This is a genomic window from Peribacillus simplex, from assembly GCF_001578185.1.
GTDB lineage: Bacteria > Bacillota > Bacilli > Bacillales > DSM-1321 > Peribacillus > Peribacillus simplex_A.
In genome coordinates this window covers 1136194-1150327 of record NZ_CP011008.1, presented here as the reverse complement: position 1 = coordinate 1150327, position 14134 = coordinate 1136194, and the positions used below count along the sequence as shown (strand labels likewise).

The 14134-nt window shown below is 39.3% G+C and carries 9 protein-coding genes and 1 riboswitch; of the genes, 4 read left to right on the top strand and 5 right to left on the bottom strand.

What is annotated here, in order from left to right; genetic code table 11:
• Window positions 1-50: 50 nt before the first annotated feature.
• From UP17_RS05365 to UP17_RS05355, 3 genes are all read right to left on the bottom strand, one after another.
• Complete coding sequence (locus tag UP17_RS05365; protein ID WP_061461989.1) at window positions 51-2132, bottom strand: CDP-glycerol glycerophosphotransferase family protein; 2082 nt, start codon at window positions 2130-2132, stop codon at window positions 51-53.
• Window positions 2117-5470 carry a CDP-glycerol glycerophosphotransferase family protein gene (locus tag UP17_RS05360; protein ID WP_061461988.1) on the bottom strand — a complete coding sequence of 1118 codons (3354 nt, stop codon included), beginning with the start codon at window positions 5468-5470 and terminating at the stop codon, window positions 2117-2119. Before UP17_RS05360 ends, UP17_RS05365 begins: the two co-directional genes overlap by 16 nt.
• Before the next feature lie 524 nt (window positions 5471-5994).
• On the bottom strand, window positions 5995-6789 hold the full coding sequence (locus UP17_RS05355; RefSeq protein WP_061461987.1) for an MBL fold metallo-hydrolase: 795 nt from the start codon (window positions 6787-6789) through the stop codon (window positions 5995-5997).
• A gap of 504 nt (window positions 6790-7293) precedes the next feature.
• Here UP17_RS05355 and UP17_RS05350 point away from each other — a divergent pair.
• Window positions 7294-8178: a PucR family transcriptional regulator gene (locus tag UP17_RS05350; protein ID WP_061461986.1), complete on the top strand. Its 885-nt coding sequence runs from the start codon at window positions 7294-7296 to the stop codon at window positions 8176-8178.
• A gap of 124 nt (window positions 8179-8302) precedes the next feature.
• A complete protein-coding gene (locus UP17_RS05345) occupies window positions 8303-9448 on the top strand; it encodes an ABC transporter ATP-binding protein (RefSeq protein ID WP_061461985.1) in 1146 nt (381 codons plus the stop codon).
• A 66-nt stretch (window positions 9449-9514) separates the two neighbouring features.
• Here UP17_RS05345 and UP17_RS05340 read toward each other — a convergent pair whose 3' ends face one another.
• Both UP17_RS05340 and fumC read right to left on the bottom strand, forming a co-directional pair.
• Window positions 9515-9757 carry a hypothetical protein gene (locus UP17_RS05340; protein WP_061461984.1) on the bottom strand — a complete coding sequence of 81 codons (243 nt, stop codon included), beginning with the start codon at window positions 9755-9757 and terminating at the stop codon, window positions 9515-9517.
• Window positions 9758-9865: 108 nt separating this feature from the next.
• Window positions 9866-11248, bottom strand: a complete 1383-nt coding sequence (fumC, locus tag UP17_RS05335) for a class II fumarate hydratase (RefSeq protein WP_061461983.1) — start codon at window positions 11246-11248, stop codon at window positions 9866-9868.
• 336 nt (window positions 11249-11584) lie between these two features.
• Window positions 11585-11698: riboswitch (SAM riboswitch) on the top strand.
• Window positions 11699-11785: 87 nt separating this feature from the next.
• On the opposite strand from fumC, the gene UP17_RS05330 reads away from it, so the two are divergent.
• Window positions 11786-12898, top strand: a complete 1113-nt coding sequence (locus UP17_RS05330) for a methionine biosynthesis PLP-dependent protein (protein ID WP_061461982.1) — start codon at window positions 11786-11788, stop codon at window positions 12896-12898.
• Window positions 12895-14076: a cystathionine beta-lyase gene (gene metC, locus UP17_RS05325; protein ID WP_061461981.1), complete on the top strand. Its 1182-nt coding sequence runs from the start codon at window positions 12895-12897 to the stop codon at window positions 14074-14076. Before UP17_RS05330 ends, metC begins: the two co-directional genes overlap by 4 nt.
• Window positions 14077-14134: the final 58 nt, after the last annotated feature.

Below are 14134 nucleotides of genomic sequence, written 5' to 3'. Positions count from 1 at the left end.
AAACATAGCAAAATATAAATGTATTCACCATTTTTCAAATGTAAATGTACTTATTTAGTTTTCAACCGAATTCGTTCTCCCACTCTCTTTATGGGTTTCACATTATTAAGTTTACTCCAAAGGAAACGTACCCCAGGATTACTCAAAAGCCTTGAAATCGACTGCTTGCGTTTAATCTTTTTCAACATCCCTTGTTTCTCTTGAATTCCATTATAAACTCGTTGGCTATTGGAATGATCAATGTAGGGAAGATACATTTCTCTTAAAAGACCAAAGCCTTCTTTTTCTTCAAAACCGGTTTCTGTATAATCTTTAATGGTCGATATCAACTTTTCTGTAGTGAAAACTTGATCACCAAATAACTCATGATCTAAATCCATATAACTGCCTTGATACTTATTGTATGTTTCTAGATCGAATTGGTAGAAAATGACAGGTTTTTTCTGATAAAACATATCCCACGCAACACTTGAGTAGTCCGTAATCAACATGGAAGTTTGCATTAATAAGGAATTTAAGTCCTGTTCATTAGAAATGATGATCCTATGATTATTATTTGAAAAATGGTCAATAAAGTCTTCGAATTTAGGATGCAAATAAAAATACAGCGTCAAATCATGTTGCTCCAATAGCTGGCTCAATTCTTTAGATTGTAAAAACGTCCTGAACACTTGAACATACTCACTTTTTTCCACTTCCTCAAAAGGCAAGTTTTCAAGCCAAACACGCCATGTCGGCATTAATAAGATACTTTTTCCCTTAGACTTATTTTCAATGACATCCCATCGCGGCAGGCCACTTACAATAAGTTCCTTTTTACTATAGCCGAAATGGTTCTGTATAATCTTTCCTTCAGCAGGTGAAGAAACGACAAAAAGACTTGGTGCATTAATGCTTGATTTTTTAAAGATGCTATTAAGTTTCTTCAAACCAATAACACCATGTTGTAAAAAGACAAGCGGCTTATAATTCATCGCTTTTCTAATGCGGCCCTTTTGAATGCGTATGTCGTACGCATGCCCTTTTGTTTCAGAAGACACTAGCAGCTGAGCAGAAAACATGTAAACCATATATTTAAAGCTCATGAATTCAACTACTCTATTTCTCATGCCTTCCAATTTCGGATAATCTTCTGAATCAGGCTTTATAATATAATAAGCTTGTTGATGCTTATGATTTTCATAAATATATTTAAAGAAATAATAACCGTTATCTTGGGCCCTATCAGCCGTTTTCTCGTAAATCAACCAAATATTTTTTTTCATATAATAAGGACGAAGAATATTAAAAACCCAAGAAGCAAGAATTTCTTTAAAAAAGTACATATTCGATTCGTATTCTGTTTTTTCCTTATAGGTTAATGCCAATGTACCTGATGCCGTGATATATGGATAAATCCAAAAACCGTTATCAAAAGTATAGGACATTCCAAAAAGTCTTTTATTCAACTTTCTTGAGGCCGACCACGTAGGATTCTTAAATCGAATATAATGATCATTCCCATCAACCCTGACTAACAAATAAAAATCATAATAAAACGGGCGCAATTCCATTGAATCAACATCGATTTCAAAAGAAAGCTTATCTTTCCCTTTCACCTGGAACAAATACTGCTTGTCCTCGGATATATCCCTCGGCTTTAAGACTAATCCGACCATTTCATATTCCCTTTTCATTTCAAGGCGTACGGTACCAGTCAGGAAGCTACCTTTAAAATTTAAAGACATCAGCGACATTTTTGCTGAAAGAACCTCATCCGACAGGTGGATCGGTTGTTTAATCACGATGCTTAAACAACCATTTCTGGTGATGTAGGGGGTTATCACTTGAACGCCAATAGAGGGGATTGAATGGAAATACTCATTCTTTCCCCCGCTAATTTGTATTCGATGCAGTTCCCCATTTTCTTCCACATACAATTTCCAGCGTGATGCCGCTTGATAATATTCTGCGTTAAAGCTTTTAAGGTCGATTACCATTTTTGAATCGATTATATCCGTATCGAATGTCCATCTTATTTTCATGCTTTCTTCAATGCCAATGATTTTCACTGGATGAGGATTCTTGAAATGAAAGGAGATTTTTTCATCTTTACATACTAGATGATCCACCGTGATTATCTTCTGTCCCATAGGCCGCGAACCCCCCTTTCATTCAGATTCATTAAATGATCCCTTAATGAAAAAGCCAGCTTCCTAGTTATTTTTTTGCGTTTTGCAAAGCGCCACATCTTTCTCAGCAATGTCACCTTTGTGAGTTTTTTATAAAAAGAAACTTTTCTTGGCTTTAATCTTTTTTCATTCTTTAAAATATTATTATAAATACGTTCACTGTTTTGATTGTCGATATTAGCGAAGTATTGACTTCTTTTCTCTTTAAAGATTTCTTGTTCTTCAAAGTTGTTACGTATGCTATTTTCAATGGAAGTTAACAAATCATCCGTATTCAGTGCTTGATCCCCGAATAATTCTTTATTCATATCCATGTAGCTTCCTTGTAATTCCGTATATTCATCGAGATCGAACTGATAAAAGATAGTCGGTTTTTCAAGATAGTACATATCCCAAGCAACACTTGAGTAGTCAGTGATCAATAGTGCCGATTCACGGATCAACTTGCTGATATTAACATCACCAAACTTGATTATCTCGATCTGATCACAAGTTGTATGGAATTGATCAATAAAAGGCTGAAATTTAGGATGGACATAAAACTTCAATTCCACCTGGTGTATCCGGAGCAAATCCATCAATTTCTCAGAATTCAATAAACCGATATAACTTTTAAAGTAATTCGATTCAATGAATGCATCATTAGACACTTCATTAAGCCAATTCCTCCATGTAGGCATTAAGAAAATTTGTCGTTTTATTGGAGTTTCTTCTTTGTTTACGTCATCCCAGCGACTTAAACCGGTAACGATGATATCCTTCTCGTTATATCCAAAATAATTTTTCACGATTTCTTTTTCAAAATCTGAAGAGGTAACGAACAAATCCACTTCCTCTGATGAACCCTTATTTAGCGTACTATCGATTTTCTTTAAACCCAGCACTCCATGTTGTAAAAAGACAATTCTCTTCCTTCTTAAATACTCAATCACTTTACCCTTTTGTACACGCCAAACATAAGAATGTCCCTTGGTTTCTGATGCGATGAGCAGTTTAGAGGAAAATAAATAGATCAAGTGTTTAAAGCTCATAAAGTGGATTACACGATCCTCAAACCCTTTAAGGTTAGCCATATCAGGAGAATCTTTTTTTATAATATAATAGACATTTCTCTCCGGTTGTTCATTATAGCAATATTTAAAAAAGTGATAGCCATTATCCTGTGCGGTTTCTGACATCTTCTCGTAAACAAGCCAAATATTTTTATGATCATAGTACCTATTAAGCATCTTATAAACGAAGTAGGATATTTTTTCTTTCCACTTGAAAATTGGTGCTTCATAAACACTTTTCATTCTGTATGTTAACGCAAGAGAGTTACTTCTTGTAATGTAAGGATATACAACATGGTCGTCCTCTTTCGAATATGAATAATCATTAATAGTCCTATTCAATTTTTTACGGACATTATCTGTTGGACGTTTAAGTTTTAATTCGTAATCCTCACCTTCTACGTCAACCAATACATAAAAATCCCAATAAAACTGTTCAAATTCGTGCTCGTCCAAATTGACTTCAGATAATATGCTCTTCTTCTTTAAAGTCACGGGAAGTCGCGTAAATGCCTCATTGTTACGATGCTTAAGTAACATTCCCTTTACTTGATAACTTTGAGCGTCTGGCAAAGAGAGTATTATTTCGATTTCAAGTATCGATTTTTTTAGAACAACATTCTTAATCAGAATTTTTGACTTTAATTTTTCATGCCGAAGTGCAAACTCTGTACCAATAACAAAGGAGAGTTCATTCCGGGCTGTTAAATAAGGTGTAAAAGCATTCTCTTCATCTGCCTGAATCGAAGGTAAATATCTTTCTTCCATAGGAAGTTTCTTTTGGTCGTAAAAACCAACCCGATTCAATTCCATTACATTCGCATACGTTATCTCAATGAAAACATCCCACCTTGATGGAATTATCCCACTTCTAATAAATGGCTCCAAATTCGAATGGACTTCAATTTGTCGGGAGTTTATTTTTAGAATCGATGGCACTCGATGCATTTCTCCGCTTTTTCTATTTTTAATAACTACGTACGCGGAATTAACCTCGGCATCTTGGATATCTTCCATGGAAAAAGATAATTCATATTCATGGAAGCTTAAGTCATGTATTGGCAGTCTATTCTTCGTAATATAGAAACGAGCTTTATTGACGCCTTCACTTTCACCCAATAGAATTCCCAACTCAGCTTTAGGCGAGATATAAGCCATGGCGTGAGTTTTCACCAGTTCAAGAGGCAGCTGTTCCAATTGAGGAAATGCAAATGTTGATATGGGTTTTAATTTACTTAACTGTACATCCCCGGCAATGACCTCTTTAACATAAACCTTCCACTTTTGACCAGTTTTAAAAAAGATATCATTAAAGATTTTTTTCAAATCGATTACTAAAAGTTGTCCATCCTGTCTGAATTCGTGCGTTTGAACCCATTCTGCTGATGTGCTTTTTTCAAAAACAACGGAAGTGGGCTGACAGGAAGGCTCCATCAATCGAACGAGAAGATGGTCACCCTTTATTTCAAGTTCATCAAAATATCGTGTTTTAATGCTTTCCAATGAATTAGCCAACGGATCCATTTCGTAAAAGGAAAGCTCACTATGTCTGTGAACAAGGTTGGAATTGAACTGAAGTTTGTATGACTTTAAAACCTTGCCGATTTTCGCTTCAACATACAAGTTGGCAGAGGAAGGAATTTCAGCAAGTTTTGATAAATCCACATCTATTGTATTCCTTTCACCCTGCACGGCTCCAATTGCTGAGGTGCACTCGGTTGCAGGGTCATATATAGTCAGAAATAGCTTACCTAACTCTCCTTCTTCATGGAAAAACCTTGCCTTTTCCCCCTCCACTTCCATAGCGGAGATGTATAAATTATCCGAAACCACTTTACAGGATGCACGAAATATGCTGGCTGAATTGCCATACATTATACTTAGGGTGTTTTTTTTGTTCAGAAAGATGATTGCAGTCTCGTTTTGTGAAATTTGATAATAAGAACGGGCGAACAATCGATTCTTCATTCTTTTTATAGTAGGTTTGACCAGTCTGAACAACTCTTGGTTCATTTTAAGCAAAATTGTATAAGTTGTCCTATGTACATCTGGCCAGTTCATATTATCAAGTGAAATGGTCAAACAGGTTTCCTCATTCAAACTTTTACAAATTACTTTATCGTAAATATGTTCTTCTTTCGTTTCATTATCTTGCAATATTATATCGGCTGATTCTATATTTTCATTTATGATTATTTCAATCTTTGAGCCTCTTAAGTTAAAACTGGTTGCATGAATTGTTTCCACTAGTTGATCACCTTTTTTTCAATGTAATGTAGCTTGTTCATATTCTATGACTATCATACTATAAAAAGCAGCCCATTTTTAATGAAACTGACAATCCCTCGTTTAAATAAATATTCAAATAATTTCATGAATTTAAACAATAGGCCTCTTGTTATGATATTGTGAATTGCATACTTTTAAACATATGATTATACCAAATCACATGAACATCAACAAAGCGACCCGAGGCAAATGCGTTTAAATTTTGCTTATTTTAGAAATGCATTTCTATTCACCCGATTAGCTTTTACATCCTATGCATTACTCTCGTATTCTCATGGAGTTCGGATCCTTTTTCTTTCCATACTTTCTATCCCCTGAACTTACCTATGGTCACGCAATTTCCGTTTGCGCATTAAGTCTTTTTTAGAAAATTATGAAGACACAAGATTTAACTCCTACACTCTTCCATGAAAACGGCAAGAAGCGATAACCCCTTGCCTTCAATGGAAAGTCCCCCTTATTTCATTCATTCTCCCTTGCACTCAAAATATTTCCTTTAGTATTGATGTAATGATATGCTCCGAATCCCATTCATGCTCAGATATCTCGATAAGGGGATATCGATTCGGTAAAACGAGTTGCTGGATCTCATGAACGGTCAGTCCTTGATGGTGTAAACGCAAAATTTCACCACGGAGGTTTTCCAAATAATCTAGTTTTTTTCGGAACATTTCCTTTCCATCCGGAACATGCCCGGCATGACAGCAATACACTTCTCCAAAATCATATTGGAGTAATCTTTTTATAGAATCGATGATGATCGGGACAGACTCTTCCCGTAAGACAAGCTTTGTTTTTGGTGTTACGAAAAGATCTCCGGAAAAGAGCATGCCATTACTGTGATTCAAATACACCATATGGTCCTTCGCATGACCAGGGGTAAAAATCGGCTCCCACTTTTGGGTGCGGGAATGAATGGCCTTCCCTAGCGGATCAGCCTTAAAGGCGTCTCTCTTCCCCCAAAATATTTTGCGATACTCAGGATATTCAGCATCCTTCGCACAAGCATCGACCGACATCGGATGAATGAATATCGGAACCTTTTTATGTTCCATTATCCAGGCTGCGCCCCCCGTATGGTCCTCATGATAGTGTGTCAGCGCCACTAAATCGAAGTCTGCGGACTCATAGAATGGAACAAGCCCTTCCAATAATATCTGTGCACCTGTATCTATCAATAGACCATCCGTTAAAAAAACATAGACACTCATCCCCGACTTGCCGCTAGGAGTCCCGTGCACACAAACCACATCATTTACTGTCTTTATCTCTATCATGCATTTCCTCCCCATTATTGGAAAAAGTAGTTTTATCTGCCTTTTTTACATTATTATAATACATGTATTATCTCTTTACCCTTTTGACAAGAAAATAATGGAATAATTAACCTGGATGGAAAGGCTTGATAATTGTCATTTAGCCCATTTTTAGAGGAATGGTTTTTAACGAAAAGCACGGAACAAAAAGCAGGCGCAAGCCGAGGGCGGACCACCCGCGGAAAGCAAGTGCCTTTTGTTCCAATCAACGTTCAAATTACAAGCCATAAAAAAACTGTAGGCAAACTTTAACTGTCCCGTAAATGTTAGACACCAAACTAACATTTACGGGGTGTTTTTCTATGGCTAAATTTTCTGCCGAACAGAAAATATTTATTACGTGTCTTTACCTAGAAGGAATGCACTTTCCCTTCTCGGAAAAACTGGCAATATCCTAGCCTATTCTTTTGAACTTTATTCTTTTTCGCTATAATGATATGGAAAGGGAGAAAGAAGGTGGAAACGATGCTTGAAAATCTCAAACAAAAATTCCCGAACGCTCTTACCAATAAAAAGGATACTAATGATTTTACTGACTATGTTTGGTTCGAAGACTCAAGAAGTATACTTGGCATTCCCCGTTCAGAAATCACAGCTGAAGAAATCCGTTTATTGGAACTGCTTTTTGTTCCTTCCATAAACCAAAATAACCTCAATACGTTTCCAGGCACATCATGGAAAACTTTTTTATCCGAACCGAATGCACCATTGCCTTTAACAAGCTGGGAGAATGTTCGATTCATTCATTTCAAGCTTACCCATGCTGATTATTCCCACTCCGATTTTGAAGACGCCTTCCTCGCTTTCGTTCCATCTGACGCAGCCATTGTCTGGGAAAATGAAACGGCAGGAATCTTAATTGAAACGGACAAGGATGAATCTTTATCAAATAAAGAACTAATCGCCATTTCTTCCACGCTTGAAAGTGACTTTTATGTAAAGACCCGAATGTTCACCGGGCGCTTTCACCCAGTAAATCAAGACCTGCATCATCATAGGAATCAGGAGAAAAAATGTTTTGCTTTGGCACAAGTAAATCTGCCGGATCTAAAGGTGGCTGATTTGGCAGACATCATCCCCCATTCTTTAATAAATGACCTATCCGTTACGAATTCAAAGTGGTATATCAATGAGATTCTCGGCAAGACCAAACAGGATACTGAACTTATCAAAACGATTAAAACGTATATCGAATGTAACTCCAATGCTACCTATGCCGCCAAACAGCTTTATATACATCGGAACAGCTTACAATACCGGATAGATAAATTCACTGAAAGAACTGGTCTCGATATTAGAAACTTTCGTCACGCCTTGACTGCGTACTTGATTATATTAATGAATGATTAATTTCCATCAAAAACAGGGATTGTCATCCATTTTTGTGCAATGTGCCCATACTTTTTTCTAAACTGATAGCTTAGACTATAGTTAATTAGTACAAGTAATCAGGAGTTTAAAAGGGGGATTTTTCATGGCAGAGTTAATATTAGATCATATATTCAAGATTTATGATAAAAAGGTAACGGCTGTTAAAGACTTCAACCTTCGTGTTGCCGATAAGGAATTCATAGTTTTTGTGGGACCTTCAGGTTGCGGTAAATCGACGACATTAAGGATGATTGCAGGACTGGAAGACATTTCCCAAGGGGATTTATATATAGACGGCAAGCGAGTCAATGATGTCCCTCCGAAAGATCGTGATATTGCGATGGTTTTCCAGAACTACGCCTTATATCCCCATATGTCCGTCTATGACAATATGGCATTTGGATTGAAGCTCAGGAAAACACCAAAAGCGGAAATCAAGCAAAGGGTCAATGATGCTGCAAGGATCCTCGGACTTGAAGAGCTGCTAAACAGGAAACCTAAAGCCCTTTCCGGTGGTCAGCGCCAGCGTGTGGCACTTGGCCGTGCAATTGTAAGGGACGCAAAGGTTTTTTTGATGGATGAGCCACTATCCAATCTCGACGCAAAGCTGCGGGTTCAAATGCGGGCGGAAATCGCTAAACTACATAAACGGCTGGACACCACGACGATATATGTCACACATGACCAAACAGAGGCAATGACAATGGCGACACGTCTTGTCGTAATGAAAGATGGTATCATCCAACAGGTCGGTGCACCAAAGGACGTTTACGAGAAACCCATTAACGTTTTCGTCGGCGGTTTTATCGGATCGCCTGCCATGAACTTCTTCACCGGAACATTAAAAGAAGGCACGATTAAAATTGGTGCACAAACGCTAGAAATACCCGAATTGAAGATGAAAATGCTGCGTGATCAAGGATATGTCGGAAAAGATATAATCCTTGGAATCCGTCCGGAGGATTTCCATAATGAAGGAGTTTACTTCACGGAGTCCCCAAACACAACATTCACAACCCAAATTGATGTAGCCGAGCTCATGGGCGCAGAGATCATGCTTTACTCCACATTAGAGGGGCAGGACTTCGTCGCACGGGTCGATGCCAAGAATATTATCCAGGCAGGCGAGAAAATCAAACTTGCCCTTGACATGAATAAAGCCCACTTTTTCGATAAAGGGACCGAACACCGCATTTTAGTTGAAGAAGATGAACAGATGCAGGAAAGCATGAAGTTATCTGCTAATTAAACGCAAAAAGACCCGTTCATGAATGGGTCTTTTTCGTTTATTCAAATAATATCTAATGGGCAAACCCTATTCCTGGACCAAAACCACTTCATCATGTCCGCATTCAGAGCATTTCATGAGATGCGGGCATTGGCCTTTTTGAAGGGATTGAGGGTATCCGTCGTTTTCTTTAAGTGTGTCGATATCCATATAAGCACTGTAATCATCAGCGTAATCCATGAATTTCCCTTTATCATCAAGGCCACTGCTGCACTCCGGGCAATTTACATGAATTTTTCTTAGACCGTTGCAAAGCGGGCATAAAGACATTGTTTTTCCTCCTGTCCCCGATACTTATGATTTCATTATTTGCTGATTCCATTATTTTAACATATGGGAACACCCTCCCTAAAACCGCGGGAGGGCACTCCTATGCAATTATTTATTAACCATGTCAGCAGGATCTACCCATGCTTTGAATTCAGCTTCCGTCAGGAATTCTAATTTCAACGCCGCTTCTTTTAACGTAGAGTTGTCCTTGAATGCAGTTTTGGCGATCTTGGCTGCTTTTTCATAACCAATATGCGGGTTCAATGCTGTTACCAACATAAGTGAACGGTCTACATTTTCTTTGATTTTATCTTCATTTGCAGTGATGCCAACTGCACAATTAATGTTGAAAGAGTGAATGCCTTCCGTCAATAATTTCACCGTTTGCAGGAAGTTATAGATGATGACTGGTTTGAATACATTCAGTTCAAAGTTACCTTGGCTTGCTGCAAAGCCAATCGTCGCATCGTTACCCACGATTTGTGTCGCAATCATGGTAAGCGCTTCACTTTGTGTAGGATTGACTTTACCTGGCATGATGGAGCTGCCTGGCTCGTTTTCAGGAATGGCAATTTCGCCGATTCCGCTTCTAGGGCCACTTGCCAGCCATCTGACATCGTTCGCAATTTTCATTAAATCCGCTGCCAATGCTTTCAACGCACCGTGTGCGTAGACGATTTCGTTATGGCTTGTCAATGCATGGAACTTATTATCCGAAGTGACGAAGGGATGTCCTGTATCTGCTGCAATTTGTTTGGCCGAAAGTCCTGGGAATTCTTTTTTTGTATTGATTCCCGTTCCTACAGCCGTTCCGCCTAGGGCCAGGTTCAATAATTTTTGGCTGCTTTCCTGAATCATCGCGAGATCTTTATCGAGCATCGCTTTCCAACCGGAAATTTCTTGTCCCAAAGTCAGTGGTGTTGCATCTTGAAGATGTGTCCGGCCAATTTTCACGACATCCCAAAATTCTTTTTCTTTTGAATCGAAAGTATCACGAAGTGCTTTGATGGCAGGAACCAATTTTTCAGCGACTTCCATAAAGGCTGCAATATGCATGGCGGTCGGGAAAGTATCATTGGAGCTTTGTGCCTTGTTAACATCATCATTCGGGTGAAGGGTTTCGGATTCACCATTTTCTTTTAACCATTCATTCCCTTTGTTAGCGACCACTTCATTCACGTTCATATTACTTTGCGTACCGCTTCCCGTTTGCCAAACTACAAGTGGGAAATGTTCATCAAGCGTACCTTCAAGGATTTCGTCGCAAATCTTAACGATGGCATTCTTTTTAACCTCCGAAAGATCGCCAAGATCAAAGTTCACCTTTGCCGCAGCTTGTTTAACGTATGCAAATGCACGAACTAATTCAATCGGCATTTTTTCGTTACCGATTTTGAAATTGTTACGGCTTCTCTCCGTTTGTGCACCCCAATATTTATCGGCAGGAACTTTCACTTCACCCATCGTATCTCGTTCGATTCTGTATTCCATGTGTTCTCCTCCTATTGTTTGCACTATTCATCGAAGACCATATGTATATGAAATGAATAATGTCATATTATTCTTTCTCTCTATACATTGTACAAACTTTATTTTTTTAATGCAAAAATAACCGGCCAAGCCTCCCCCTTTTTCTTTAAAATCCATTTAATATCGTGTTTATCCCTGGACCCATGCAAATTTTGGATATTCTTTTTAGACACATAAAGTGTTGACACCGCTAGTCTCCAATTGCCCTATTCATGAAAATCAAAGCATTATCATCCAAAATGTTCTTGACAGTATTTTGTATATATAGTAAATTCAAAAGAAATCGAATAATCTAAACTCTTATCGAGAGAGGTAGAGGGAATGGCCCGATGACACCTCAGCAACCTTCATTTGTTTCAAACCAATGAAAAGGTGCTAATTCCACAAGTTTGTGAACTTGGAAGATAAGAAGAATGACTCGTCCCTATTTAATCAAAGTCTTCTTCTTAAAGAAGACTTTTTTTTATTTTATTTAACTAAAAAGGAGCAGTGAAAACTATGTACAAAACTGAAACATATCTTGCTCAATTAGGAAATCGCAGTGAAACGGCGACAGGAACAGTCAATCCGCCAGTATACTTTTCAACAGCTTTTCGCCATGAAGGAATCGGCCAATCGACTGGATTTGATTATACAAGGACAGGTAATCCTACACGCCAACTATTGGAACGATCCATCGCCGATCTGGAAAAAGGCGACCAAGGGTATGCCTGCAGTTCAGGAATGGCAGCCATTTCTACTATACTGGCCTTATTTAAATCAGATGATGCATGGATTGTCAGCGAAGATCTTTATGGCGGTACATATCGTCTGTTGGAACAAGGGTTTAAGAAATGGGGATTGAAGTGCGACTATGTGAACACTTGTTGTTTGGAGGATATTGAAAAAGCCATCACTCCTCACACGAAAGCCATCTTCATCGAAACTCCCACTAACCCTCTAATGCAGCAAACGGACATTAGCGCCGTTGCAGCATTGGCCAAACGATTTAATTTATTGTTAATCGTTGATAACACCTTTTACACGCCTCTTATTCAACAACCCATCCTGCTTGGAGCAGATATTGTGATCCACAGTGCAACCAAGTATCTTGGTGGTCATAATGATGTGCTCGCTGGACTGATCGTTGCTAGCGGCGCTGAATTATGTGATGCACTTGCCTTCCATCATAATGGCATGGGAGCTGTCTTGAGCCCCTTTGATTCCTGGCTGTTGATGCGCGGAATGAAAACCCTGGCATTGCGGATGGAACGTCATGAAAAGAATGCCAAGATACTTGTAGATTACTTGTCGGAACATGATTGTGTAACAGATGTTTTGTATCCCGGTAGAGGCGGCATGATTTCATTCCGTATCATTGATGAAGCGGCGGTCAACCCATTTTTACAATCACTCTCATTAATTTCGTTTGCAGAAAGCCTTGGAGGGGTTGAAAGCTTCATCACCTATCCTGCTACACAAACACATGCCGATATACCGCTTGAAGTCAGAACGGCGAACGGGGTTTGCAATCGCCTGCTGCGCTTCTCCGTCGGCATTGAAGACAGCGAAGATTTGATCCAGGACTTACAGCAAGCATTCGCACATGTAAAAAGGGAGGCACTACGATGACCACTCATGATTTCAGCTTTGAAACCAAATTACTTCATAATCAACATAAATTCGATCCTGCAACAGGCGGTGTGAGCGTCCCCATTCAGCACGCATCCACTTTCCATCAATCCGATATCGATCAATTCGGCAAATATGATTACAGCAGAAGCGGGAACCCAACTCGCGAAGCACTGGAAGATATCATTGCCGAACTTGAGGAAGGCACTCACGGTTTTGCCTTTTCATCAGGTATGGCAGCCATTTCAACAGCTTTCCTGCTGTTGTCTGCCGGAGACCATATCGTCATTTCCGAAGATGTGTATGGCGGTACGTTCAGGATGGTCACAAACGTTTTGGCGCGTTTCAATATTGAGCATACATTCGTTGACATGACGGACCTTGAAAGCATTAAAGCGGCCATTCAGCCAAATACGAGAGCCATATACATCGAAACGCCTTCAAATCCATTACTTAAAGTGACCGATATTAAAGCAGTATGTGATATCGCGAAAAAAGCCGGTGCCTTAAGTTTTGTTGATAATACATTCTTGACCCCAGCATTACAAAAACCACTGAATCTGGGCGCTGATGTTGTCCTTCATAGCGCAACGAAATTTTTATCCGGCCATAGTGATGTGATAGCTGGACTTGCCGTAGTAAAAGATCCGGATTTGGCAGTAAGACTCGGTTCCCTCCAAAACTCCTTTGGAGCGGTTCTTGGTGTACAGGACGCCTGGCTTGTAATGAGAGGTCTGAAAACCTTGTCCGTTAGAATGGAACACTCCCAAAAAGGGGCAGAAAAGATTGCCGCCTACTTAAATGAGCAGCCTTTGGTGAAAAAGGTCTATTATCCTGGCCTGGCCGATCATCCACAGCACGAAATCCAGCAAGGCCAGTCGCTTGGTGCAGGGGCGGTCCTATCATTTGAATTGGAAAGCGAAGAAGTCTTCCGCTCTTTCGTGAACACTGTCGAGCTTCCTGTCTTTGCCGTAAGCCTTGGAGCGGTCGAATCGATTTTATCCTACCCGGCCAAAATGTCCCATGCTGCCATGCCTGCTGATGAAAGGGAAAAGCGAGGCATCACGAACAGCTTGCTCCGCCTCTCTGTCGGACTTGAAAATCCGGACGATTTAATCAAGGATTTCGATGCTGCCCTCGTAAATATTGCAAAAGGGGAAGCAATTGCTGCAAAATGATTAAAGGATGGGTGCCTCATAAATTATGGGCACCCACTTGTTTGCATCATTTTAATTC